Genomic DNA, 24,413 nt, shown 5'->3' on the forward strand with positions numbered 1-24,413 from the left:
CGCGACGCTGGGCTTTTCGTCGCCCAGCGTCAAGGCCCGGTTATGCCGCACCTCCCAAAAGGGCGGCATTGCCTCCGGCGGCTGTGGTATCGACGCAGACATGGCGCTCTCCCAGCACGCGCGCGCGATCGGGCTGGCCAGGGATCAGAGGAACGATCGGGCCATCACGCCGGGCCAGGTGCTGCTCGATCTGACGGGCGGTATCGTCGTCGCCCCACCACAGAACGCCCGAGAAACCGGTCAGGTTTTCAAGCCGGTGCAGATCCAGTGCCCCGGTCATCCGGATTGCCGTCCCACCCTGAGCTTTCACTGCATCGACCTGTGCTTGCGCGGCCTCAGGTCCAGGTCCCATGCACAGTAGCGGTGGGCGTGCATATTCGGTCAGACGGTTCGATTCGCCGGTGGGGCCGGGCAGCGATTGGGTGCGGGACGGGGCTGGCTGGCCTTCTGGGGCGCCCAACTCTGCCGCGCTTTCCCAGCTTGCTGAACTTGTCTGCCGATCCGGGGCACAGAACCGCGCCATATAGTTCGGGCCACCCGCTTTGGGGCCTGTGCCTGACAGGCCCTCGCCTCCGAAGGGTTGCGAGCCCACGATTGCGCCGATCTGGTTGCGGTTGACATAGATGTTGCCGGCATGGATCGCCTCGGTCACATGCTGCACCCGGTCATCGATCCGTGTGTGCAGACCGAAGGTGAGACCGTAACCCGTGGCGTTGATATCCGCGATGACCTTATCGATATCCTGCGCCTTGAACCGGGCGACATGCAGTATCGGGCCGAATACCTCGCGCTCCAGCGCCGCGATGCCGGGGATTTCGATAAGGGTTGGTGCAATGAACGTGCCTTCGGGTGGGGTAGAGAGTTCTTTCAGAAGGCGTCCCTCAGCGCGGGCTTTGGCCACGTGATCCGCGATGGTCTGCCGGGCCTGCTCGTCAATCACCGGACCGCAATCAGTTGAGATCAGCCACGGGTCGCCGACCTGCAAAGCATCCATTGCGCCCTGAAGCATGGTCAGAACATCATCGGCGATGTCTTCCTGCAGATAGAGGCAGCGCAGGGCTGAACACCTTTGACCTGCCGACTGGAACGCACTTTCGATGATCGACTGCACGGCCTGTTCGGGCAGGGCGGTGCTGTCCACGATCATGGCGTTCAGACCACCGGTTTCGGCGATCAGAGGCGTGCCCGGTCGCATATGCTGCGCCATGGCGGTCCGGATTTTTAGCGCAGTCGCGGTCGATCCGGTAAAGGCCACGCCCGAGACCCGTTCGTCAGATGTCAGGGCCGCACCCACTTTCGGCCCACCCGGCAGCAGCTGCAAAGCATCGCGCGGAACGCCTGCCTCGTGCATCAGCTGAATGGCACGGTGCGCGATCAGCGGCGTTTGCGGGGCAGGGGCTGCCAGCACGGCATTGCCGGTAGCCAGTGCTGCCGAAATCTGCCCGGTGAAAATTGCCAAGGGGAAGTTCCACGGGCTGATACAGGTGAAAATCCCTGCAGGTTTGGCTGCAGGAATATTGGCGGCGTAATAGCGCAGGAAATCGACCGCTTCGCGTAGTTCGGCCACCGCATCGGGCACGGATTTTCCGGCCTCGCGGGCGAGCAGGGCAAACAGCTCTCCGAAATGCGCCTCATAGAGATCGGCAGCCTTGTTGAGCGCGGCAGCGCGCGTTTCAGCCGAGGCCTGCCACGGGCACGCGCTTGCCAGCGCTAGTTCCACGTCCGTAGTGCTGGCTGCGGCGACAGAACCGGGGCGATCCTGCGGCTGCGCCGGGTTTATGACGGGTGTGTCCGCCTCAGGCTGTGCGTCGTCTGACAGCAAAGGCCGAGCGTACCAGTGATGGGCGCGGTAAGCATCGCGCGCGATATCGATCTGATCCAGGGTCGGCGTATGATGCAGATCGAACCCTTTGGAATTGGGGCGCTCGGGCGCGAACAACTCAGGTCCGGTCGGTAGCGGCTTGGCAGGTGTTTGAACCGCCAGAAATGGATCGGCTGCAACGGTTTCGGGGGCGACATCCTCATCAACGATCTGGTTCACGAAGGATGAATTTGCACCGTTTTCCAGCAAACGCCGCACCAGATAGGCCAGTAGATCCCGATGCGCCCCGACCGGGGCGTAGATGCGGCAGCGCGAATTCTGCTTGTCTCGCACGATCTGATGCAAGGTTTCGCCCATCCCATGCAGGCGCTGGAACTCGAACGGCTGGTCGTCGGCCATATGCAGGATCGCGCTGACCGTGTGGGCGTTATGGGTGGCGAATTGCGGATAGATGCGGTCGGTCATACCCAACAGCTTGCGGGCATTGGCGATATAGGACACGTCGGTCGCCGCCTTCTGGGTGAAGACTGGAAAGCCATCGACGCCCTCAACTTGTGCACGCTTGATTTCGGTATCCCAATACGCGCCCTTGACCAGCCGCACCATCAGCTTGCGGTCATGTCGCTCCGCCATCTCGTAGAGCGTGTCCAGCACCAATCCGGCGCGCGGGCCATAGGCCTGCACAACAATGCCGAACCCATCCCAGCCTGCCAGCGCGGGTTCGGCCATGACCTCTTCGATGACCTGCAGCGACAGGGACAGCCGGTCGGCCTCTTCGGCGTCGACGTTCAGACCCATGCCTGCAGCCTTGGCCAACAGCGCCAGCGCCCGCAGTCGAGGCACCAGTTCGTCCATCACCCGCCGTTCCTGCGCCAGCTCATAGCGGGCGTGCAGCGCGGACAGCTTGACCGAGATGCCGGGGTTCTCGCGGATGTCCTTGTGGATACAAGCCTCGGCAATGGCGGCGATGGCACGCGAATAGGACAGGTGGTAGCGGGCGGCATCGGCCTCGGTCCGCGCAGCCTCACCCAACATGTCGTAGGAGTAGGTGTAACCCTTGTCCTCCATCCCCTTGGCGCGCTTCATCGCGGATTGAATGGTTTCGCCCAGAACGAACTGACGCCCCATCTCTTTCATCGCGCGGCCCACAGCGGTACGGATCACCGGTTCACCCAAGCGCTTGATTGCACCGCGCAAGGCACCGACCGGCGAGGATTTGTCTTCGTCCAGGACCCGTCCGGTCAGCATCAGCGCCCATGTCGAGGCGTTCACCAGCGACGAGGATGATTGACCCAGATGCTTGCCCCAATCGGAGGGCGCGATCTTGTCTTCGATCAATGCATCGATGGTATCGGCATCCGGCACCCGCAATAGCGCCTCGGCCAGACACATCAGGGCCACGCCTTCGTCGGTGGACAGGCCATATTCCGCCAGAAACACCTCCATCATACCGGGGGAGGTGCTGGACCGGATATCGCGCACCAATTGCGCCGCGGCATTACAGATCGCCGTTCGGTCGGGCTGTGACAGCGCGGCTTGAGTGATCAGAGCGTCCAGAACAGCGGTCTGGTCGGCATAGGTTTGTGTATCGATTTTGGTGCGCAGGATATGTGACATGTGTACTCCGGGGCTTTTGCCTAATATATTGATGAAACAGCAGGCGAATGGACTGAATTTTTAGATTGAGCGGTCGAATAGACCGAAATCGGAGGTGTATCTGATGCAAAACGATTTATCCGACCTTGACCGGTTTGATCGGGCAATCCTGACCGCGTTGGCCGAAGATGGGCGGATCTCGGTAACGGACCTGGCGCGCAGGATCGGTCTGTCAAAATCGCCAACGCAGGCGCGGCTCAAGCGACTTGAGGCCGATGGGATCATCACGGGCTATCGCGCCATGCTCGATCCGATCCGTCTGGGGCTGGATCATGTCGCCTTTGTCGAGGTGCGCCTGGCCGACACCCGCGAAAAGGCTCTGGCCGAGTTCAACGCGGCGGTGCGCAAGGTGGCCGAGATTGAACAGGCCCATATGATCGCGTCGAACTTCGACTATCTGCTCAAGATACGCACCCGTTCAATGACGGAATACCGCACGGTTCTGGCCGAAAAAATCTCATCCCTGCCGCATGTTGCCAACACATCCACTTTCGTGGCGATGGAGGCGGTGAAAGAGACCGGGCTGCTGAACCCGCTAAAAAACGGTTGACGTATAGGCCGACGGGATCAGGTTAGAGAGGATGAAGCACACACTTGCACTTGTATTTCTCGCTACCTCTGCTGCGCAAGCCGCTGCTGACTGCCCCGTCGCGCCGGATCATACCTCCGGGATCGACGCGCTGATCGCGCAAGCCCAAGGCGCGGTGACCGAGCGCGAGGCACGGGGCATTTCAGGACAGATGTGGCAGCTTTGGACCGATGCGCCGGATGTCCGTGCGCAAACCCTATTGGACCGCGGAATGTCTTTGCGCGAGGCATGGGATTTGGCGGGCGCGCTGGCCGAGTTTGACGCTTTGGTCGCTTATTGCCCCGATTATGCCGAAGGCTATAACCAGCGGGCGTTTGTCAATTACCTCCAGCAAAACTATGGCGCGGCCCTCATTGATTTGGACCACGCGATAGCACTATCTCCGAACCATGTTGCTGCGCTGAGCGGGCGAGCATTGTCGTTGTTGGGGTTAAAACGCCTCGACGAAGCACGTGAGGCGCTGAATCACGCCCTTGAGTTGAACCCGTGGCTGTCCGAACGTGCTTTGCTCGCACCAGGTGGACTGCTTGATCCGCCGGGTGAAGATATCTGAGCCAAACGTCCCCGGTGCCGGTGCTAAGAGGCGGATGCTCGCCGTTCAACTAACCGATGAGCTCGCAATGGTGGTTTCTGCTTCGGCTGCCGCGAATGCAGAGCTTAGTACGACCGGCTGCAGCAGCAGGACCCTAGCGTTTCCGAACTAAAAACGACCTAGGCGGCTTTTGCTTTGCTGCGGCAATAGCAGGACGCATGTACCGGTATAGTTGCGCGGGCCGAGGCCTGATCCAGCAGCAGTTTGATATGCCGCGCTTCGGTTTCTTCTCGGCGCCGGACCAGACATTCGTGCAAGCCGTGCAGACTCCAAATATTGCGAGGGTGCTGACAGGCGCGGGCTAGTGTGTCGTCAAGGCCCAGATCGGCACGATAGACGGCCTCGGCCTCTTCGTATTGGCCAGCCTCCATCAACAATGCCCCCAATGCGTGACGGGTGGGCTGCATCCAGCCCCAGGGCTCGTCATAGACCAAGGCATCATCCAGTTCGACAGACCGGCGCAGATACGCCAAGCCACCTTCGTGATCGCTGGATTTGAACGCAATCTCTCCATCCATCATGGCCTCGCCGATCATCAAGACATCCTCTGCGGTGTTATTGAAGACCAGACGGCTTTCCGGCACGGCTTCGCGTGCCTGAACCGCAAGTGCGCGCGCTTCCTGCGCGGCATCCAATTGCCCGAGATTGGCCAAAGCTACGGCGCGCGCCTGATGGATCGCGGCTGTGGTGTAGCTGTACAACTCAGCATCCCCCGGCAGTGGCTCGTCCAGAATTTCCTGCCACATGCCAAAGCGGACCATAACGTGGATCTTCTTGCCGTAGAAAGATTCGAACAGGTCCGGGAAAAAGCGGATCACGTTGTCGGGCAGCATCCGCATCAGTTCCTCAGATGCAGCCAGCGCTTTTTCGGGTTGTCCAAGGAACATTGCGCCATAGGCTTCGAAATGCACGTTGTGGACGCGGTAAACCGTATAGAAGTTCTCACCCCCCGCCATCGCTTCGTATTTCTGGTCGACGGCGGCGGCGCGATGATTGCGCCAGACGACATTCTGATACTCGCCGCAGAGAACGTCGATATGCGTGGCCATATGCACCAGATGTCCGCTGTCGGGCACCAGATCGACCAGCCGGTCGCCATGTTGCAGGGCCTTCTCGGGTGTGGGCGACATCTCCATCAGGTGGATATACATATGAAGCAGGCCGGGGTGGTCCCACGCGCCCGGCAACGTGTCAAAGGCGCGTTCCAGCACCGTTTGCGCTTCGGTGGTTGATGCACCTTCAGCGGGCACCCCGTTCTTCAGATCCCAAAGCGTCCAAGGGGTGCGATTCATTAGCGCCTCGGCGAAGATCGAGGAGACCTCAAGGTCGTCCGGATATGCGGCATAGACTTGGCGCATCGAATCCGAGAACGCGTCATTCCATGGCCCGTAATCCTCAATCGTGGGATCTGTTGGAAATCGGTGGGCGATGGCCTCGATCAGCGCGGCTTCGACCGGGCTAACCCGCTCGCGCAGCGCCATCGCTGCGTCGATCGCCTGATGTGCTCGTTCCAGCGTGGCCACTTTTTCATCGGGCTCAAAAAACTCCCAAGGTTTATTGTAGTTGGGGCCGATTGCATAAGCGACGCCCCAATGTGCCATGCCGCAGTCCGGATCCTGAGCTATGGCCTGCTCAAAACAGTGCGCTGCCGCTTCATGATTATACCCAAACAACCAGATCAGCCCCTGATCGAACAGGCGCTGCGCATCTTGAGATCCAGTGGTAATCCTGCGTTGGTAGGTGCCAAGGTCAAAATCGGTCATTTGGAATATCCCCCATGGTGTACATGCGCAGACGCTCAGCAGTGCGCTGTGTCGCGGATTTCCACACAATATCACATTTCTGTGATCAATGCCGGAGCGAGATAAGCCGAGGATGGCAAAACCAAACAAATAGGTGATTTCGCTTCTTGACGCCCGGGAGCGCATGGACTACTCAGCCCAGACGCTGAGCGGGTATAGCTTAATGGTAAAGCCCCTGCCTTCCAAGCAGGCTATGTCGGTTCGATTCCGTCTACCCGCTCCAGTTCAGCCCCTCCGCCGAATGCGTCAAAAGGCCCGGATCGGGTCCGATTTGCGCCCAATGCTTGACCCCATCGGCCTCTGCCGCCAAGAAGCGTTGAAACGCGCCAGATAACGGCGATGACCAGAAGACAAGGGCCAGACATGGCAAGAACACGCTCAGCCAGTCCAGCGAATGCACAGGCGCCCGGTGCGCATGAAGAGCGGGCCGGGTCGAAAAAGATCGGCGTATTGCGGTCGCTGTGGCCTTTCATGCTGCCATATCGCTTGTTGATGATCGGTGCGACTTTGGCGCTGATCCTGACTGCCAGCATGACATTAATGCTGCCTTTGGCTGTGCGCCGTGTGGTTGATAATTTCCGTATTGAAGATGGCGAGCTTCTGGATTGGTATTTTCTGGCCGCTCTGGTCATTGCTGGTATCCTCGCCATAGGCACGGGTATTCGATATGCGCTGGTGACCCGACTGGGTGAGCGCGTGGTGGCCGATATCCGAAAGGCGGTTTTCGACCGTGTAATTGGGATGAGCCCCGAGTTTTACGAACGCATCATGACCGGAGAAGTCCTGAGCCGCATTACCACCGACACAACGCTGATCCAGTCGGTGTTGGGCTCGTCGGTGTCGATTGCCCTGCGTAATCTGCTGATGTTCGTAGGCGGATTGGTGCTGATGCTGCTGACTTCGGCCAAGCTGACCGGGATGGTTCTGCTGCTTATTCCGTTGGTCGTCGTGCCGATTCTGGTGCTGGGTCGCCGGTTGCGGGTGATCAGTCGCGAAAACCAGGATTGGATTGCGGCGTCATCGGGAAATGCGGGCGAGGCGTTGGGAGCGGTGCAGACCGTGCAAGCCTTTACCCATGAACAGGCCAGCCGGGCGCAGTTCGGTGAGATGACAGAAACTTCGTACGAAGTTTCTCTGCGCCGAATCCAGACCCGTGCGATTCTGACGGTCATCGTTATCTTCCTCGTTTTCTCGGGCATCGTCGGCGTGTTGTGGATGGGCGCGAATGACGTGCGTAACGGGGTGATGACCGAGGGCGTGCTGATCCAGTTCGTGATCTATTCGATCATCATGGCAGGCTCGGTTGCTGCATTGTCGGAAATCTGGAGCGAACTGCAGCGCGCGGCTGGGGCAACTGAGCGGCTGGTCGAGCTGCTGAACGCTGAGGATACAGTCAATGATCCGCCGCAGGCCAGAGCTCTGCCTGCGCCAGTCCGGGGCGAGATTCGCTTTAACGATGTGACTTTCCGCTATCCCGCCCGCCCGGATGTCGTCGCATTGGATCATTTGTCGCTGCAGATCAAACCCGGGGAAACGGTGGCTTTTGTCGGCCCGTCTGGTGCGGGCAAGACGACCGTGATCCAGATGATCCAGCGGTTCTACGATCCGGATGCCGGGCAGGTCAGCCTCGACGGGTGCGATCTGCGCGACCTCAATCGTGACGACTTCCGTCAGCACATCGCGCTGGTGCCACAAGACCCGGTGATCTTTGCCGCCTCGGCGCGCGAGAATATCCGCTTCGGCCGCCTTGATGCGACGGATGCCGAGGTTGAGGCCGCTGCCCGGGCTGCGGCCGCGCATGACTTCATCTCGGCTCTGCCCGAAGGGTATGACAGCTTCGTGGGTGAGCGCGGCGTAATGCTTTCAGGTGGTCAGAAACAGCGTATCGCCATCGCGCGCGCCATCCTCCGCGATGCGCCGGTGCTGCTGTTGGACGAGGCGACCTCGGCGCTGGACGCGGAAAGCGAACGCGCGGTGCAGGGCGCAGTTGATAATATGAGGGCAGGGCGTACCACGCTGATCGTGGCGCACCGGCTGGCGACCGTGAAGAAGGCTGATCGTATTGTCGTGCTTGAGGCGGGACAGATCGTGGCGCAGGGCACGCATGATGATCTGGTGGCGCAGGACGGCTTGTATGCCCGTCTGGCGCGTTTGCAGTTCACCGACGGAGTGGCCGCAGAATAAAGTGACGCTCCGGCACATCTTGTTTCGCCGTAGCGTCATTCTACATTTTCCCGAACCTGATCGCTAAGCCCTTGCTTGCGCATGCTGTGTTTTGCTTCCATCTTGGAGGCACAAACAAACCCGTGCGCGACACGGGAGACAGATCAGGGGAGGAGCCACATGGCCTTTGTGGGATTGGAAGACAAGGCGCGCATCGAGCAGGAGATGGCGTGGGAAGACCGGGATGTGCCCGTCACCTTCCATCAGCTGTTGTCGCGGACGGCGGGCAAGTTCCCGAACCACAAGGCGATCAGCTTTCAATTGCTATCCGGCCCGACTGACAAGGCAGAGACGCTGACATGGTCGGAGCTGCTGGGCAAAGTCAATCAGGCAGCCAACCTGTTCCGCTCGCTAGGCATCGGCGAAAAGGACGTGGTGGCTTATGTACTGCCCAACTGTAACGAGACGCTGGTTACCATGATGGGTGGCGCGGTTGCAGGGATCGTGAACCCGATCAACCCTTTGCTGGAGCCCGAACAGATTGCCGCGATCCTGCGTGAGACCAAGGCGAAGGTCGTGGTCACGCTGAAATCCTTCCCCAAAACCGATGTGGCCCAGAAGGTGGAAGAGGCCGTGCGCCACGCGCCGGGGGTCAACACGATCCTCGAGATTGACCTGAACCGCTATCTGACGCCGCCTAAATCCTGGCTCGTGCCGTTCCTGCGCCCCAAGATGGGCGACAAGGAAAAACTGGCCCATGCGGATTACAAGAACTTCAATGCCGAGTTGAACAAGCAGCCGAAAACGCTGAATTTTGAGGACAGTCAGGAAGACCGCGTCGCCTGTTATTTCCACACCGGCGGCACAACGGGCATGCCAAAGGTAGCGCAACACAAATACTCTGGCCTGATCTATAACGGCTGGTTGGGCAACACGCTGCTGTTTGACGAAAACGACGTCATCATGTGCCCGCTGCCGATGTTCCATGTCTTTGCGGTGCATGTGATTGTGATGGCAGCTGTGTCCTCGGGGGCGCATGTGATTTTCCCAACGCCCGCTGGATATCGCGGCGACGGCGTGTTCGACAATTTCTGGAAGCTGATCGAACGTTGGAAGGTCTCGTTCATCATCACCGTGCCAACCGCAATCTCGGCCAAGATGCAGCGCCCGGTCGATGCTGATATTTCAAGCGTGAAAACCGCCTTTTCAGGCTCAGCCCCGCTGCCCGTCGAACTGTTCCGCCGCTTCGAAGAAGCGACAGGCGTCACCATCGTCGAAGGTTACGGCCTGACCGAGGCAACCTGTCTGGTGTCGTGCAACCCCGTGGATGGCGAGAAGAAGATCGGCTCGATCGGCATTCCGTTCCCCTATACGGATGTCAAAATCCTGCAGGACGGACCGGATGGCCCTAAAGAATGCGGCGCAGATCAGATCGGTGAAATCTGCATTTCGAACCCCGGCGTCTACGCGGGCAACACCTATACCGAGACAGACAAGAATACGAACCTTTATCATTTCGATAAGTACCTGCGCACAGGCGATTTGGGACGGTTTGATGAGGATGGCTATCTCTGGATCACCGGGCGCGCCAAAGACCTGATCATCCGGGGCGGTCACAATATTGATCCTGCCGAGATCGAAGAGGCCCTGCTTGGCCACGAAGCCGTCGCCTTTGCCGGGGCCATCGGCCAGCCGGACGCGCACTCGGGTGAGGTGCCTTGTGCGTTTGTGGAGCTGGTCGAGGGTGCCTCAGTTACCGAAAAAGAGCTGATGGAGTATTGCAAGGTCCACGTCCACGAACGCGCGGCGCAGCCCAAGCATATGACCATTCTGGATGAGCTGCCAAAAACCGCGGTCGGCAAGGTGTTCAAACCGGATCTGCGCAAACAGGCCATCACCCGCATCTACAATGGTGCCCTGGAAACTGCAGGTGTCGCGGCGCGCGTTGTGTCTGTCATCGATGACAAGAAACGCGGGCTTGTCGCACAGCTTGACGCGAACGGGTCTTCCGAGGACGATGTGGCCAAGGTGCTGGGATCATTCACCCGGCCGTGGGAGTGGTCTGAGTAAGCCGCGGGAGGGACAATGGACTATGAACGCCTGATCGACGAGGAAACCTGGGCGTTCATACGTCGCACGGCTGAAAGCTATCCTGATGACGCGGTCGATATGTCCATCGAAGATCAGCGTCGCGTTTATGATGCGATGTGTCAGGAATTTCGTCAGCCTCGTCCATCGGGTGTTGAAGTAGAAGACTGCGATGCGGATGGTGTTGCGGTTCGCCTCTATACTGCGGGTGATCCGACCCGAAGCGTTGTGTATTTTCATGGCGGAGGGTTCGTCGTCGGCGGTTTGGACAGCCATGACGATGTCTGCGCCGAGATTTGTGTGCAGACCGGATACCGCGTCGTGTCGGTCGACTACCGGCTGTGTCCGGAACATGCGCACCCCGCCCAGTTTCAGGACAGCTGGACTGCAACCTGCTGGGTTGCCCGGGAATTCGGCGATCCCATCGTATTGGCCGGGGACAGCGCGGGCGGCAATCTTGCCGCAACTGTTGCACATCATGGCCGGGGGCGGTTGGAGAATGTGCTCGGGCAGGTTCTGATCTACCCGGGGCTGGGCGGGGATCCCTCGTATGGCTCATATATCGAACACGCTAACGCCCCGATGCTTACGCGCGATGATGTCCTATTCTACCAATCGATCCGCTGTGCGGGCGACGTGCCGGATAATGACCCAACATTTGCGCCTTTGCAGGATCGCGATTTCTCGAACCTCCCGCCTACGGTTGTGGTGACAGCCGATTGTGATCCGTTACGCGATGACGGGCCTGCCTATTGCGAGCGCATCACAGCCGCCGGTGGGCATGCGCATTGCGTCAATGAACCCGGGCTGATCCACGGCTATTTGCGCGCCCGAAGCACGGTAAAGCGTGCCGCCGACAGCTTTGAACGAATATCGGTCGCCATCGAGGCGCTGGGGCAGGGGATCTGGTCCTACGATTGAAGCCTAGATCAGGAAAGGTTCGGCTTTCATCGTGTCTGCCACGGGCGCGCCCATCCGGGTCAGGATGGTCGGTGCCAGCTGTAGCTGATCGATCACCGTAGCGGCCTCAGGACCTCCGGCGTCACCGAAGTAATATAAGGCTGTCTCCTGTTGCAGCGGACTGCGCCCGCCGTGGTGGCCGCGCTCATCCTGGCCGTGGTCAGCTGTAACGATGACCTCGTACCCCAGTTGCCGCCAGCGGGGGATGAAAGGGGCGAGCATTTCGTCCGCGACAAAACAGGCGTGATCCATCTCGGGGCAGTCGTGGAAGAAACGGTGGCCCATGCTGTCCAGCGTGCAGGTGTGCAGAATGCCGTAGTCCAGCCCGAAGCGCAGGCACAGGTTGGTGAGCGAAGCGAACAGATCCACATCGCATGGTGTCATCTGGTTGGCTTTGCCATAGCCGGTCATGGTGTGGAACCGGCCATGGTTGATGGTCTTGCTGTCCGGCTCGTCATATTCCACGTCGCGAACGTAATCGAACGGGTGGCGATTGAAGAACTGCGACCAATAGCTGTGGGTGACGGCGCCTGTCACTCCCCCGACCTCACGCACCTGGCTGAACACATCCTTATAGCTCAGACGGAAAACGTTGCCGTTGCCGGTACAACCATGCTCTTGCGGTGTCACGCCGGTGTGGATCGACGCATAGCAACTGGCCGAGGTAGAGGGCAGGACGGCGCGCAGCTTCCACACGCGCGCTTCACCGGTGTCGACCCAGCCTTCGAGGTTGCCAAAGAGGCGGCGGAAATTGCGCCATGGGACGCCGTCAAGAATGATCAAAAGCAGTTTGCGATCCATGTTTCAGCCTTCTTTTTGCTCTTTCCAGTGACCCTATTGGATTCGCGATTCCAAGGGCGTCCGTTCGCGCCTCCAATAGCAAAATCCCGACACCTGTCATCGGACAAGATGTCGGGATTATGAGATTTCATGGAACTGTTACGATGTGATCAGTTGCCAGCGCTCTCCATCTTGCGATGTGCGACAACCTCTTCCAGCCAACCCAGATGCATTTCTGGCACCGAGCTGAGCAGAAGGTCGGTATAATCATCGAATGGCGGGCTGAGCACCTGGCTTTTCGAGCCGTAGCGCGCGACGCGTCCTTGGTACATCACCGCAATACTGTCGCTGATCGCACGCACCGTCGCCAGATCGTGAGTGATGAACAGATAGGCCACATCCTCGATCTTCTGCAGGTCCAGCAGCAGTTTCAGGATGCCATCCGCCACCAGTGGATCGAGCGCCGAGGTGACTTCATCGCAGATGATCATCTTCGGTTTGGCCGCCAGCGACCGCGCGATGCAGACACGCTGTTTCTGACCACCCGACAGTTCCGCCGGATACCGGTCGATGAACTTTTCGCCCAGTTCGATTTCATCCAGCAGTTCGATGATCCGCTTGCGTTTCTCGGCACCGCGCATGTTGAAGTAGAACTCCAACGGGCGACCGATGATAGTCCCGACGGTTTGGCGTGGGTTCATCGCGACGTCAGCCATTTGGTAGATCATCTGCAATTCGCGCAGGTCCTCGCGTGAGCGGCCAGCCAGATCAGGGCTGAGCTTGCGCCCGGCAAAGGTGATCTCTCCATCACGCGGCGGCAGCAGGCCAGTAATCACCCGCGCCAGTGTGGACTTACCTGAGCCGGATTCGCCCACGACCGCCAAAGTCTGCCCCGGATGAAGCTCAACATTGACGTTGTGCAGGACGTCGAAGTTCAGACCCTTGTAGCGCGCGGTGATACCCTCGACGGTCAGCACAGGTTCCGGCGTGGGTTTCTTTTCTTCGTGCTCGATGGACCGGACCGAGACCAACGCCTGAGTGTATTCCTCCTGCGGATTGTTGATGATCTGATCGGTTGTGCCGTATTCAACGGTATTACCCATCTTCAGAACCATGATGTCATCGCTTACCTGCGCAACAACAGCAAGGTCGTGAGTGATATAGAGAGCGGCGACACCGGTATCGGCAATGGCCTCTTTGATGGCCATCAGAACGTCGATCTGCGTGGTTACGTCCAGCGCTGTGGTGGGCTCGTCGAACACCACCAGATCCGGTTCCGGACATAGGGCAAGCGCGGTCATGCAGCGTTGCAGCTGACCGCCCGAGACTTGGTGCGGATAGCGATTGCCGATATTGTCAGGGTCAGGCAGACCCAGCTTGGCAAACAGCTCGCGCGCGCGGGCTTCGGCCTCCTTGCGGTTGAACTTTTTCTGTTCGACCGCAGCCTCAACCACCTGATCCATGATCTTCTTGGCAGGGTTAAACGACGCCGCAGCGGACTGAGACACATAAGTGACCTCACCCCCGCGCAGTTTGCGGATATCACGCAGAGATGTCTTGAGGATATCGCGCCCGTTGACCCAGACCTCGCCACCGGTGATTTTCACACCTCCGCGGCCATAGGCCATCGAGGCCAGACCGATGGTAGACTTGCCCGCCCCGGATTCACCGATCAGCCCCAGCACCTTGCCGCGCTCAAGGTCAAAGCTGACCCCGTGCACGATTTCGATGTCATGGGGTTTCTCACCCGGCGGATAGACGGTCGCGCCGATTTTGAGGTCGCGGACCTTGAGAAGGGTATCACTCATCCCCGGCCTCCTTTCAGCGATGTGGTACGGTTCAGAACCCAGTCAGCCACAAGATTGACCGAGATTGCCAACGTCGCGATGGCGACAGCGGGCAGCAGGGCGGCGGGAATGCCGTAGACGATGCCTTCCTTGTTCTCTTTCACGATGCCACCCCAGTCAGCCTCGGGCGGTTGCACGCCGAGACCCAGGAATGACAGAGTCGAGACGAACAGCACGGCGAAGATGAAGCGCAGGCCCATCTCGGCCACCAGCGGTGACAGCGCGTTGGGTAGGATTTCGCGGAAGATGATCCAAGCGATCTTTTCGCCCCGCAGACGCGCGGCTTCGACATAGTCCATGACGGTGATGTCGACGGCAACAGCACGGGCCAGACGATAGACACGGGTCGAATCCAGCAGACCCATGACGACGATCAGGATCGGGACGGTCACCGGCATCACCGAGAGGACCACGAGGGCGAAGATCAGTGTCGGGATCGACATGATCAGATCGACAAAGCGCGACAGCACCTGATCGACCCAGCCGCCCATCACCGCCGCAAAGAAGCCCAGGACCGAACCGGTCACGAAGGACAGTATCGTTGCAGCCGTCGCGATGAAGATGGTGGTACGCCCGCCATAGATCATCCGGCTCAGCAGATCGCGGCCGATATTGTCGGTGCCCAGCCAGAAATTCGACTCGGTGAAACCTTCGGGAGCGATCCCAAGCATGATCTCGATCTTCGAGGGTTCCCACACACCGCCGACAATTTCAGCCATGCCGTAAGGCGCGATGAGCGGCGCGAACAGCGCCACGAGAAAGTAGAGGGCCGTCAGGAACAGCCCGATCAGTGCAGAAATAGGGATGTTCTTCATTTCGGATGCCTCAGACGCGGGTTGGCCAGGATCGAGACGATGTCTGCAATCATGTTGAGGCCGATATAGACGGCGGCGAAGATCAGACCGCAGGCCTGTACCACCGGAACGTCACGTTTCGCCACGTGGTCAACAAGGTACTGTCCCATGCCGGGATAGACGAACACCACCTCGATCACCACGACGCCGACCACCAGATAGGCCAGGTTCAGCATCACCACGTTGACGATCGGAGCGATGGCGTTCGGGAAGGCGTGGCGCGCGATAACCTGAAACCCGGTCAATCCCTTGAGCTCGGCCGTCTCGATATAGGCCGATTGCATCACGTTCAGAATTGCCGCGCGGGTCATGCGCATCATATGTGCCAGTACCACAAGCGTCAGAACCATCACGGGCAATGCAATCGCCTGAAGCTTCTGCAGCAGGCTCATGTGGTCACCGATCATCGCAACGGATGGGAACCAGCCCAGCTTCACCGCGACGAAATACATCAGCAGATAACCGATCAGGAATTCCGGGATCGAGATTGATGCCAGCGTAACGGCCGAGATCAGCTTGTCGGGCCAGCGGTCCTTATAGCGCACCGCGATCAGACCCAGAAGGATTGCCAGAGGTACCGAAATCAGGGCGGCCCAAAAGGCAAGAAACAGAGTGTTGGACATGCGTTGACCGATACTCTCGGCAATGTCACGACCATTGGTCAGCGCAGTACCTAAATCACCCTGCAACGCGGCAAATAGCCAGTCGAAATAGCGGGTGATGGCGGGTTCATTCAATCCCAGCTCTTCGCGCAGGTTGGCGAGGGCTTCGGGCGTAGCGGACTGACCGAGGATGGATTGGGCCACGTCACCGGGCAGGATGAGCGTGCCCACGAAAATCAGCACAGATACAGCTAATAGCAGCAAAAGGCCCAGCGCAATGCGCTGGACCACAAGTTTCATCGCGATTCCCATATCAGGCAGCAACCCACATGGTCATCGGAGCGTAGAAGTTGTTCAGATCGAATCCGTTCTCGGAATCGATCCAGCCATCCACGTCCGAAGTCGTCGCGTCGATGAACTGGTTGAACATCGGACAGATCAGGCCGCCTTCATCACGCAGAATGGTGGACATGTCGGCATACATCTGGATCCGCTTTGTTTCGTCCAGCTCGCCGCGGGCTGCGAACAACAGCTGGTCGAACTGTTCGTTATTGAACCGCGTGTCATTCCAGTCGGCGGTCGACAGATAAGCGGTTGAGAACATGAAATCCTGCGTCGAGCGACCACCCCAGTAGCTGGTGCAGAAAGGCTGTTTGTTCCAGACCTCAGACCAATAGCCGTCATTGGGCTCGCGCTTAATCTCGATATTGATACCGGCAGCGCCACAGGATTGCTGGAACAGAGCTGCTGCGTCTGGCGCACCCGGGAACGAGTTGTCAGATGTGCGTAGCAATACCGCTCCGTCAAAGCCTGACTGCTCCAGATGGAACTTGGCCTTGTCCGGATCGTATTCGCGCTGCTCCAACTCGGTAAACAGCGGGTATGAGCTGTTGATTGGTGTGTCGTTGCCAATCGAGCCAAAGCCGAACAGGATTTTATCGACCATTTCTTGGCGGTTGATGCCGTACTTCAGCGCCATCCGCAGGTCTTTGTTGTCGAAGGGGGCGGTGTTGGCGTGCATGATGAACACATAGTGACCCGGACCAGACGTAGTGCGCAGGTTGATGTTTGGCGCGCGGCCAACCAAGTTTGCCGTGCGCGGCGGAACGCGGTTGATCATATGCACCTGACCCGACTGCAGCGCCGCGACACGCGCGGTGTCGTCGTTGATGACGATCAGTTCGATCGTGTCGGCATGGCCAACATTATCATCCCAATAGTCGGGGTTCTTTTCACCAACGAAGCGCACGCCAGGTTCGACATCGCTCAGGACATAGGGCCCGGTTCCGATTGCCGCGGTTGGATCGTCTTTACCACCATTGGGTTGAATGAGCAGGTGATAGTCGGTCAGCAGATAGGGCAGGTCGGCGTTGGGTTTGTCCAGTTCGACAATGAATTTATCACCCTCGACGCTCATGGCCTTGATGCCGCGTAGCAGTCCAAGCGCACCTGACTGCGATTCTTCGCCGGCGTGGCGCTCCATTGTGGCCAGCACGTCGTCGGCGGTCATGGTCTTACCGTTCGAGAAGTTCACACCCGAGCGAATCTTGAAGGTCCAGACGCGCGCATCGGCGGATGCCTCGAAGCTTTCGGCCAAACGCGGCCACAGACCGCCTTTGGGGTCCAGTTCCAGCAGCGGTTCGCCCCACAGACGCAGCACCTGCGTTGCAGTCGCGTTTGCGGCCAGCGCCGGATCGAGGCTGTCAGAGGAGCCGCCGCCCTGAATACCAACGCGGATGGTACCGCCTTTGACCGGTCCTGCCGCCCGTGCCGCGGTTGCGAATACGCTGCCCGCCATTGCGACGGATACACCCAGAGCAGCTGCCCGGCCCATGAATTCACGGCGCGACATTCTGCCTGCCGCCACGAGTTTAGACATGTGAGTGAGTTGATCGTTCATCCAGAAATCTCCCAATTGGTTGGATGGTCAGCCCGTTTTCGGGCTTTTTATTGACGCATGAGTCAAACTAGGCGCATTTCAGGCCGACGGGCAAGCAATAATCTGTCACTCAATGGGCCTGAAAGTCATATAAGCTTGCGTGGTATGGTATCCTCTAGCTTTTTCGAAAAAACCAAAACCTCGTTTTCATAGGCGTTTATCTGTGCGCGCAGGAAAAAATGCTGGGAATCCGACCACATTTCACAATCGGTTTCGGTTCTGAGTTGGATATCATCCCGTTCCAGCTCTTGCGTCCAGCGGCATTCGCCGCGGGCCGACAGGGGATCGTCTGGATGGATTGACCATTTTTCATATGCAGTGCTGCCGTTGATCAGGCCATGCATCTCGTCGCGGATTTTCCCGAAGTCATCCTCGATGATCATATGCGTTTGACCCGTGTTCATGTCGATCTCAACCCAACGCGCGTTGTGCGATTCGCGCACTGTCGAGACTGGACGGGGGGATTCTGCATCTGGCGGAGCAAAGCCGCACTCGTCCCTGTGGCCCAGCTCACGCGTTGGCACGACGATTCCACCGCCGGTCAAGTGCAGCTCTGCTGTTTCGGGCGAGGGCCAAATCAATGGCCAATAGGAACTTGAGATTGCGACCCGCAAGCGATGCCCCTTGGGTATGCGATAGGCAATATGATCAAGGTCCAGTTCGATGTCATAGCTCTCACCAGGGGTCAGAACGGCTGGCTCGGCGTGGCCTTCGCGATGCGCCAGGTTCAGTACACCATAGGTGATCCGGGTCGAGGCCCCGTCGGGGTGCAGATGGTTCAGCCGAACGGCAATCTGAGCCTGCGGTTTGTCGGCACTCAGGCGCAGCCGGATTTTGGGCGCGCCGACGATCTCGATATCATCGCCCAATGGGGTGCTGTCGAAACAGGCCGACAGCGCATCGTCGCTCCGCTGGTCACCCGGCATGTCGGGGCCAAGCCAGATCGCGCAATATTCTCCGCCTTCCATCCCGCATGTGTGCAGTGACCGGATGCGTGCATCCAGCGGGCCATCGCAGCCTAGCCCATCATCTGCAAGGCGCATCGCCACCTTAGGAAGATGCGTGGTCGCCCCCTCGGTCTCGGCAATCCATCGGCCCGGTCTTTCACTGTACCAGCGCGCCGGTCGGACGCCGTTCATCACATAGGCACGATAGTCGGGATCATCTGCAACCCCGGTGTCTTCGCCCTTAAGCCAGTGATCCCACCAGCGCAGCGCCTCTTGCAGAAACCCGATGCGGGGCTCGGGGATCGCAAAATGCGGATATTTGTGAACCCAAGGGCCGACGATTCCTTTCGCTGGAGCGTCGAGCGACTCGACCAGCCATGGCACAGTGTTCTTGTAGGCGTCGCCCCAGCCGCCCACAGCAAGGGTGGCCGCGCGAATTGCGCTGAAATCTTCGCAGACCGAACCATGCTGCCAATAGGCATCGCGAGCCTGATGGCGCAGCCAGACCGATGGCAGGAAAGGTTCAGCTTCAAGCCGTTTCAGCCAGAGATCACGCCAGTCTTCCCGCAGTGCCGGGTCCGGCGCGCGCGACGAATAAGACCACATCGTCGCCCCCCAACCCAGATTTTCGTTCAGCAGACACCCGCCTTTATAATGGATGTCATCGGCATAACGATCCGCTGTCGAGCAGAGCGTGATGATCGCTTTCAAAGCCTCGGGCTGCATCGCGGCAACCTGCAGGGAGTTGAAGCCGCCCCAGCTGATCCCCATCATCCCGACCGAACCGTTGCACCAGGGCTGATCTGCTAGCCACCGGATCACCTCAACGGCGTCATCCAGCTCCTGTTGCGTGTATTCATCCTCCATCAGCCCTTCGCTATCGCCATTGCCGCGCATATCGACCCGGATGCAGGCGTAGCCACGCTTGGCAAACCACGGATGGGTCAGCGCATCGCGCGTCGTCGTTCCGTCACGTTTGCGGTAGGGCAAGTGCTCCAGAATAGCCGGAACAGGATTGTCGAGCGCATCAATGGGCCGCCAGACGCGTGCCGACAGGCGGCAGCCATCGGGCATGACGATACCCATGTCGGCGATGTCTTCGATTTCACGAAGTGTATTGGGGGGCTGAGCCATGGGTCTGATCTCCGGGCCGAAACTGACCCGGCCAAGATGTCAGATCAGTCCCGGATTGCAATCACCAGATCCATGACATTTGTGCCCGTGGGACCCGTAATCAGTAAAGCCCCGGCCTTATCAAGGAAACTGCCGCTGTCTGCACGGTCAAGATAACCCTCGGCCTCGTCCGCCCATGTCTCACCTGTCACGATCGCTCCGGCCGCATCTGTTGGTCCGTCGGTGCCATCGGTGCCCCCCACGATGACCGTCAGCCCAGGTTGTCCAGCGATCTCACGCGCCAGGGCGAGAGCCAGCCCCTGATTGCGTCCTCCGCGCCCCGGGGTGTCGGGCAGGACAACCGTCGGTTCGCCTCCGAACACCATCACACCGTTCGGCATATCGCACAGCTGCGCGCCGATCCGGGTTGCGACGGTTAAATAGTCGTCATGCATCGCTTCTTCATCGGCCAGAACCTGAAACCCGGCCTGTTGCGCGGTCAGCGCCGCCGCATGGCGGGCATGGGCATTGGATGCGATGATCGAGGTTTGTGCCTCAAAATCCGGGGTATCGGGCAACGAACCGATGCCCGATCCGATCACGCTCAGATCGTCGCCGGGTACATCTGAAATTGCCAAAACCGTTGCGCGCGCGCCGTGAAAATGAGACAGCAAACCACCGCCCTTGATCCGGGACAGTTTGCGCCGTTCTGCATTCATCGCACCGATATCCAGACCATCTGCCAGCAGTTGGCGATTCAACGCTTCGAGATCGTCCAGTGTTTTGCCCGGCACGAGGTCCTCGGCCAGCGACGAAGCGCCGCCCGACACCAGCAACAGCAGATGGCTACCGGCGGGCAGCCCCTCAACGGTTTCGCGCAGGGCGCGCCCTCCGACCAGGCTGCGGGCATCGGGAACCGGGTGCGAGGCTTCAAGAACCTGGATATGCGCGGGTAGCCCCTCACCATGGCCATCCTTGGTTACGACCAGCACGGGCACATCGCCAAACCGCTCTGCCGCCGCGCGCGCCATCGCGCCTGCGGCTTTTCCAACGGCCAGTATCTGGTCGGGGCGGCCAATGCCTTGCGTCGCCTCCAAAGTCGACCGATAGCCATCAACGGCTGCGACGCCCGCGTGCCAGAACTCTAGTGCCTGTTGAGAAGTCTGCATCAGCTTTCCATCCAAATCGTGACTGGCCCATCATTGACCAGTTCCACCGCCATGTCGGCCCCGAACGCCCCGGTCTCGACCGGAATGCCCAAAGCTGCCAATTTGCGCGCGAACGCTTCATACAGTTGCTCACCTTCGGCCGCGGGCGCTGCCGCTGAAAAGCCGGGCCGGTTTCCCCGCGAGGTATCCGCTGCAAGTGTGAATTGGCTGACCACCAGCGCTGAGCCCTGAACATCCAGGATCGAGCGGTTCATTTTCCCTGCCTCATCCTTGAATATTCGCAGCTTTGCAATCTTTTCTGCCAGTTGCACGACCTGAGCCTCACCATCTCCTTGCATCGCGCAAACCAGGATCATCAACCCTGGCCCCGACTGACCGATCACGGTGTCATCGACGCGAACCGAAGCTCGGGAAATTCGTTGAAGCAATGCGCGCATGTTCTTGTCTTCTCGTTCAGTCAGGTTCTGGGCTCAACCGCGCCACTCGATAATCTGCTCTACCTCGGCGCGTTCTGTCCGAAACGCATTGGCCGGGTGGTCAGCGTCGGGATAGCCGAAAGAGATCGCGCAAAGGATGAGGCGATCTTCCGGGATATCGAAATAGCGATGCAGAAACGGGCCATATGATGCGACCGCTGCCTGTGGGATGGTGGCCACGCCCAAAGCCTGAGCCGCCAGAGCGAACCCTGTCACGAACCCGCCGCAATCCATCGCGCCGTATGCGCCCAACTCCGCCGGGCTCGACAGGATCGCACTGTGCGGCGCACCGAATAGAGAAAAATTCTCCATCATCTGCCGGGCCGAGGCAGCGCGGTCACCTTGTTCAACCCCCACGGCGTCATAAAGTGCCCAACCGCAGGCGCGTCGGCGCTCTTGATAGACGCCGGAATATCGAGTGGGGAAGGGCAGGTCAGGGGACGGTGTGCCGCTTGTTGCCTCTTGCAGGAGAGCCGCGCGGAACGCGTCGGTCTCGGACCCGCTGGTGATCGTCAGCTGCCATGGTTGTGCGTTGCACCAGCTGGGCACGCGGCTGGCACTGGTCACGATCTGTTCGATATGATCGCGGGGCACAGGATCAGCCTTGAACGCGCGGCAGGAATGGCGCGCGTGCAGCAGCTGGTTCAATGTTGAAAAGGTCACTTGGCCCTCCGATCCGGTCGGCGCGAAGATGACCTGATGGTGTGCGATGCGCAAGGCCGCTATTGCTGACCGGTGGCCACCAGATAGCCAACTCCTGCCGCGATCAGCAGACCCAGAACGACAGCGATGGTGATCTTGATTGCGGACCAGGGCCTCTCACCTTGAACGCGTCCGGTCCGGCCATTGACCACAAAGCGATAAGTTTGGCCGCGATACTTGTACGCGGCCATCCACACTGGCAGGAGGATGTGCTTGAACGTGACATCACGCACGTCCGTGTCGATCGCATGGATGCGCTGCCGGTCCCCACCTATGTCAAACCGGACATCGCGTTCGATCACGCGGGCCATGTGCGCACGCGCCTCGGCATATCCGTCCTGCAATTCAACGGTATAGGCTTCGGCCCGGAATCCGGCCAGATACTCTGGCTGATAGGGCTCAAGCGCGGGCAGGTCCCATGGCTCCAGCGCATCGGTATAGGATTTTGGCAAGGATCGAGAGGCAAGCACCAGAACATCATCAAAGAACCGCGCCACGCGTCCCGATTTCGGCGTCCAACGCACCTTTGGCACCTGTTGCTGCACACGTTTGCCGTCCCGCATCACGGTGCGGGTTTCGTAGTATACGACCCCGCGCTCGCCCCGGTAGCTCGATTTGGTGTCGGCGTCGAAGGTCCAGTAGGGCACATAGATGCCCTGCATTTTTCGCCCCTTGCGCGCATACTCCTTAAGGCCATTCGGCGCGAACCAAAGCCGCCCCAACCAGTCGCCCATCGCTTTGTGGGCGCTGCGTTCATCCAGGGCGAACGGCAACACGCCGCGTGGTTTGATGTGACGGTTCACGCCCGTATCCGTAACCACCGGAGTGGCGCAGAATGGGCATTCAGCCGCATGGGTGTTCGGGTCGAACTCGACCTGCGCAGCGCAGTTCGGGCAGGTCAGTACGCGGGTTTCTTCGATCTCGCTGTCTGGTAACCGCTCCGCGATGGCTGCGTCGAAATCCAGTTCGCGCAAGCTGGCACCGCCCCACGGGCCTGCGCCAATGGGTTCGGAATGGCCACAATGATCACAGGTGAGCGTGCCGTCACCAGGGTTGAACCGGTAATCCGCCCCGCATTGATCGCAGGGAAAACGGTGTTCGTCTTTGGCCATTCCAGATTCCGATCTCAGGTTGCCAATGGCCAGATCACGCGCCCGGAGGCGGCGGGGGCAGGATCGTGAACAACTGCGCCAGCTCCTGCACGTCGCCCGCCTTTTTCCATCCGTCCTGACCGGCGGTCCAGACATGGGTGTCGCGCGTCAATTCTCCTTCGGCGGCCATACGCCCCATCTTGGCCTTCGAAAACGGCCCGCTGGTTTGTCCGTCAACCGCGATATGCCACACATGCTCGACGGGTGGCGGAGGCGGCGGTGCCGCATGCGCCGAGGGTTGCGGGGCAGCGGGGGCGGAACCGCCCCAAGGGCCGCTTGGCTGACCCGCTGCCATATTCGACATCTGCTGCGCCATCGCCATGCCCATTCCCATGCCGAGCCCTGCGCCCATGCCGCCGCCCTGACCGGGGTTGTTGGCCGCCGCCGTCATCGCTTCGGCTGCCGAATATTGTGTGAATTTGCCCAGATCACCGGCAAGACCCATCGAGGTGCGCTTATCGAGCGCAGCCTCAACCGCAGGCGGCAGCGAAATATTCTCGATGTAGAACTCGGGCATCTCCAACCCGTAACCGTCGAGAACGGGCGAGACTTCCGCAGCGATCAACTTGCCCAGATCGGCGGTGTTGGCCGCCATGTCCAGAACCGGGATGCCGGAACCGGCGATAACGCGACTGAATTCCTGCACGATGATGTTGCGGATCTGAAAGCTGATCTCGTCCATGGTGAATTCACCATCGGTACCGACGATCTCGATCAAAAACTTGGCCGCATCTTTCACGCGCACTGTGTAGGTGCCGAACGCCCGAATGCGGGTGGGCCCGAACTCGGGGTCGCGCAGCATGATCGGATTCTTGGTGCCCCATTTCAGGTCATTGAACCGGGTCGTGTTGACGAAATAGATCTCGGACTTGAAGGGCGACTGGAACCCGTGATCCCAATGCTGCAGCGTCGTTAGGATCGGCATATTGTTGGTTTCGAGCATATAGAGACCGGGCGTGAACACATCCGCCAACTGCCCCTCATGCACAAAGACCGCCGCCTGACCTTCGCGCACGGTCAGCTTGGCCCCGTATTTGATCTCGTGCCCCTCACGTTCGAACCGCCAAACCATGGTGTCGCGGGTATCATCGACCCAGTGAATGACGTCGATGAATTCGCCGGTCAGAAAATCAAAAATTCCCATTGGATTACTCCTGTCTT

The 24,413-nt window shown here is 59.6% G+C and carries 18 protein-coding genes and 1 tRNA gene; 6 read left to right on the forward strand and 13 right to left on the reverse strand.

The window, feature by feature from the left end; genetic code table 11:
* Positions 1 to 40: 40 nt before the first annotated feature.
* Positions 41 to 3,439: a bifunctional proline dehydrogenase/L-glutamate gamma-semialdehyde dehydrogenase PutA gene (gene putA, locus ACR0IV_RS00540; RefSeq protein ID WP_480658422.1), complete on the reverse strand. Its 3,399-nt coding sequence runs from the start codon at positions 3,437 to 3,439 to the stop codon at positions 41 to 43.
* Positions 3,440 to 3,542: 103 nt separating this feature from the next.
* On the opposite strand from putA, the gene ACR0IV_RS00545 reads away from it, so the two are divergent.
* On the forward strand, positions 3,543 to 4,028 hold the full coding sequence (locus ACR0IV_RS00545) for an Lrp/AsnC family transcriptional regulator (protein ID WP_480658421.1): 486 nt from the start codon (positions 3,543 to 3,545) through the stop codon (positions 4,026 to 4,028).
* A 31-nt stretch (positions 4,029 to 4,059) separates the two neighbouring features.
* Positions 4,060 to 4,620, forward strand: coding sequence for a tetratricopeptide repeat protein (locus ACR0IV_RS00550; RefSeq protein WP_480470493.1), 561 nt, complete (start codon positions 4,060 to 4,062; stop codon positions 4,618 to 4,620).
* Between the two features lie 158 nt (positions 4,621 to 4,778).
* Here ACR0IV_RS00550 and ACR0IV_RS00555 read toward each other — a convergent pair whose 3' ends face one another.
* Positions 4,779 to 6,422, reverse strand: coding sequence for a hypothetical protein (locus tag ACR0IV_RS00555; RefSeq protein ID WP_480658419.1), 1,644 nt, complete (start codon positions 6,420 to 6,422; stop codon positions 4,779 to 4,781).
* A 188-nt stretch (positions 6,423 to 6,610) separates the two neighbouring features.
* On the opposite strand from ACR0IV_RS00555, the gene ACR0IV_RS00560 reads away from it, so the two are divergent.
* The 4 genes from ACR0IV_RS00560 (at position 6,611) to ACR0IV_RS00575 (ending at position 11,633) form a co-directional block, all read left to right on the forward strand.
* Positions 6,611 to 6,684: transfer RNA gene (locus ACR0IV_RS00560), tRNA-Gly, on the forward strand.
* Positions 6,685 to 6,824: 140 nt separating this feature from the next.
* Positions 6,825 to 8,645 carry an ABC transporter transmembrane domain-containing protein gene (locus ACR0IV_RS00565; RefSeq protein WP_480658418.1) on the forward strand — a complete coding sequence of 607 codons (1,821 nt, stop codon included), beginning with the start codon at positions 6,825 to 6,827 and terminating at the stop codon, positions 8,643 to 8,645.
* 159 nt (positions 8,646 to 8,804) lie between these two features.
* Positions 8,805 to 10,694 (forward strand): acyl-CoA synthetase, encoded by a 1,890-nt coding sequence (locus ACR0IV_RS00570; protein WP_480658417.1) that lies wholly within the window; start codon positions 8,805 to 8,807, stop codon positions 10,692 to 10,694.
* 15 nt (positions 10,695 to 10,709) lie between these two features.
* Entirely contained in the window at positions 10,710 to 11,633 is a 924-nt protein-coding gene (locus ACR0IV_RS00575) for an alpha/beta hydrolase (RefSeq protein WP_480658416.1), read from the forward strand.
* A gap of 3 nt (positions 11,634 to 11,636) precedes the next feature.
* On the opposite strand, the gene ACR0IV_RS00580 is transcribed toward ACR0IV_RS00575, so the two are convergent.
* The 11 genes from ACR0IV_RS00580 to ACR0IV_RS00630 all read right to left on the reverse strand — a co-directional run bounded on the left by ACR0IV_RS00580 (position 11,637) and on the right by ACR0IV_RS00630 (position 24,396).
* Positions 11,637 to 12,473 carry an alkaline phosphatase family protein gene (locus tag ACR0IV_RS00580; protein ID WP_480658415.1) on the reverse strand — a complete coding sequence of 279 codons (837 nt, stop codon included), beginning with the start codon at positions 12,471 to 12,473 and terminating at the stop codon, positions 11,637 to 11,639.
* 149 nt (positions 12,474 to 12,622) lie between these two features.
* Positions 12,623 to 14,260 carry an ABC transporter ATP-binding protein gene (locus ACR0IV_RS00585; RefSeq protein ID WP_480658413.1) on the reverse strand — a complete coding sequence of 546 codons (1,638 nt, stop codon included), beginning with the start codon at positions 14,258 to 14,260 and terminating at the stop codon, positions 12,623 to 12,625.
* Positions 14,257 to 15,114 carry an ABC transporter permease gene (locus tag ACR0IV_RS00590; RefSeq protein ID WP_480470486.1) on the reverse strand — a complete coding sequence of 286 codons (858 nt, stop codon included), beginning with the start codon at positions 15,112 to 15,114 and terminating at the stop codon, positions 14,257 to 14,259. The genes ACR0IV_RS00585 and ACR0IV_RS00590 overlap by 4 nt, the downstream gene beginning before the upstream one ends.
* Entirely contained in the window at positions 15,111 to 16,067 is a 957-nt protein-coding gene (locus ACR0IV_RS00595; RefSeq protein WP_480470485.1) for an ABC transporter permease, read from the reverse strand. The genes ACR0IV_RS00590 and ACR0IV_RS00595 overlap by 4 nt, the downstream gene beginning before the upstream one ends.
* Position 16,068: 1 nt before the next feature.
* Entirely contained in the window at positions 16,069 to 17,655 is a 1,587-nt protein-coding gene (locus ACR0IV_RS00600) for an ABC transporter substrate-binding protein (RefSeq protein ID WP_480470484.1), read from the reverse strand.
* 125 nt (positions 17,656 to 17,780) lie between these two features.
* Positions 17,781 to 19,775 carry a CocE/NonD family hydrolase gene (locus ACR0IV_RS00605; RefSeq protein WP_480658410.1) on the reverse strand — a complete coding sequence of 665 codons (1,995 nt, stop codon included), beginning with the start codon at positions 19,773 to 19,775 and terminating at the stop codon, positions 17,781 to 17,783.
* Positions 19,776 to 19,819: 44 nt separating this feature from the next.
* Positions 19,820 to 20,923, reverse strand: coding sequence for a glycerate kinase type-2 family protein (locus ACR0IV_RS00610; RefSeq protein ID WP_480658409.1), 1,104 nt, complete (start codon positions 20,921 to 20,923; stop codon positions 19,820 to 19,822).
* Positions 20,923 to 21,360, reverse strand: a complete 438-nt coding sequence (dtd, locus tag ACR0IV_RS00615; protein WP_480658408.1) for a D-aminoacyl-tRNA deacylase — start codon at positions 21,358 to 21,360, stop codon at positions 20,923 to 20,925. The genes ACR0IV_RS00610 and dtd overlap by 1 nt, the downstream gene beginning before the upstream one ends.
* A 33-nt stretch (positions 21,361 to 21,393) precedes the next feature.
* Entirely contained in the window at positions 21,394 to 22,062 is a 669-nt protein-coding gene (locus tag ACR0IV_RS00620; protein ID WP_480658407.1) for a nitroreductase, read from the reverse strand.
* Positions 22,063 to 22,121: 59 nt separating this feature from the next.
* Positions 22,122 to 23,213, reverse strand: a complete 1,092-nt coding sequence (locus ACR0IV_RS00625; RefSeq protein WP_480658405.1) for a TFIIB-type zinc finger domain-containing protein — start codon at positions 23,211 to 23,213, stop codon at positions 22,122 to 22,124.
* Between the two features lie 34 nt (positions 23,214 to 23,247).
* Complete coding sequence (locus ACR0IV_RS00630) at positions 23,248 to 24,396, reverse strand: SPFH domain-containing protein (protein WP_480658403.1); 1,149 nt, start codon at positions 24,394 to 24,396, stop codon at positions 23,248 to 23,250.
* Positions 24,397 to 24,413: the final 17 nt, after the last annotated feature.

Source organism: Ruegeria sp. C2 (assembly GCF_056537765.1).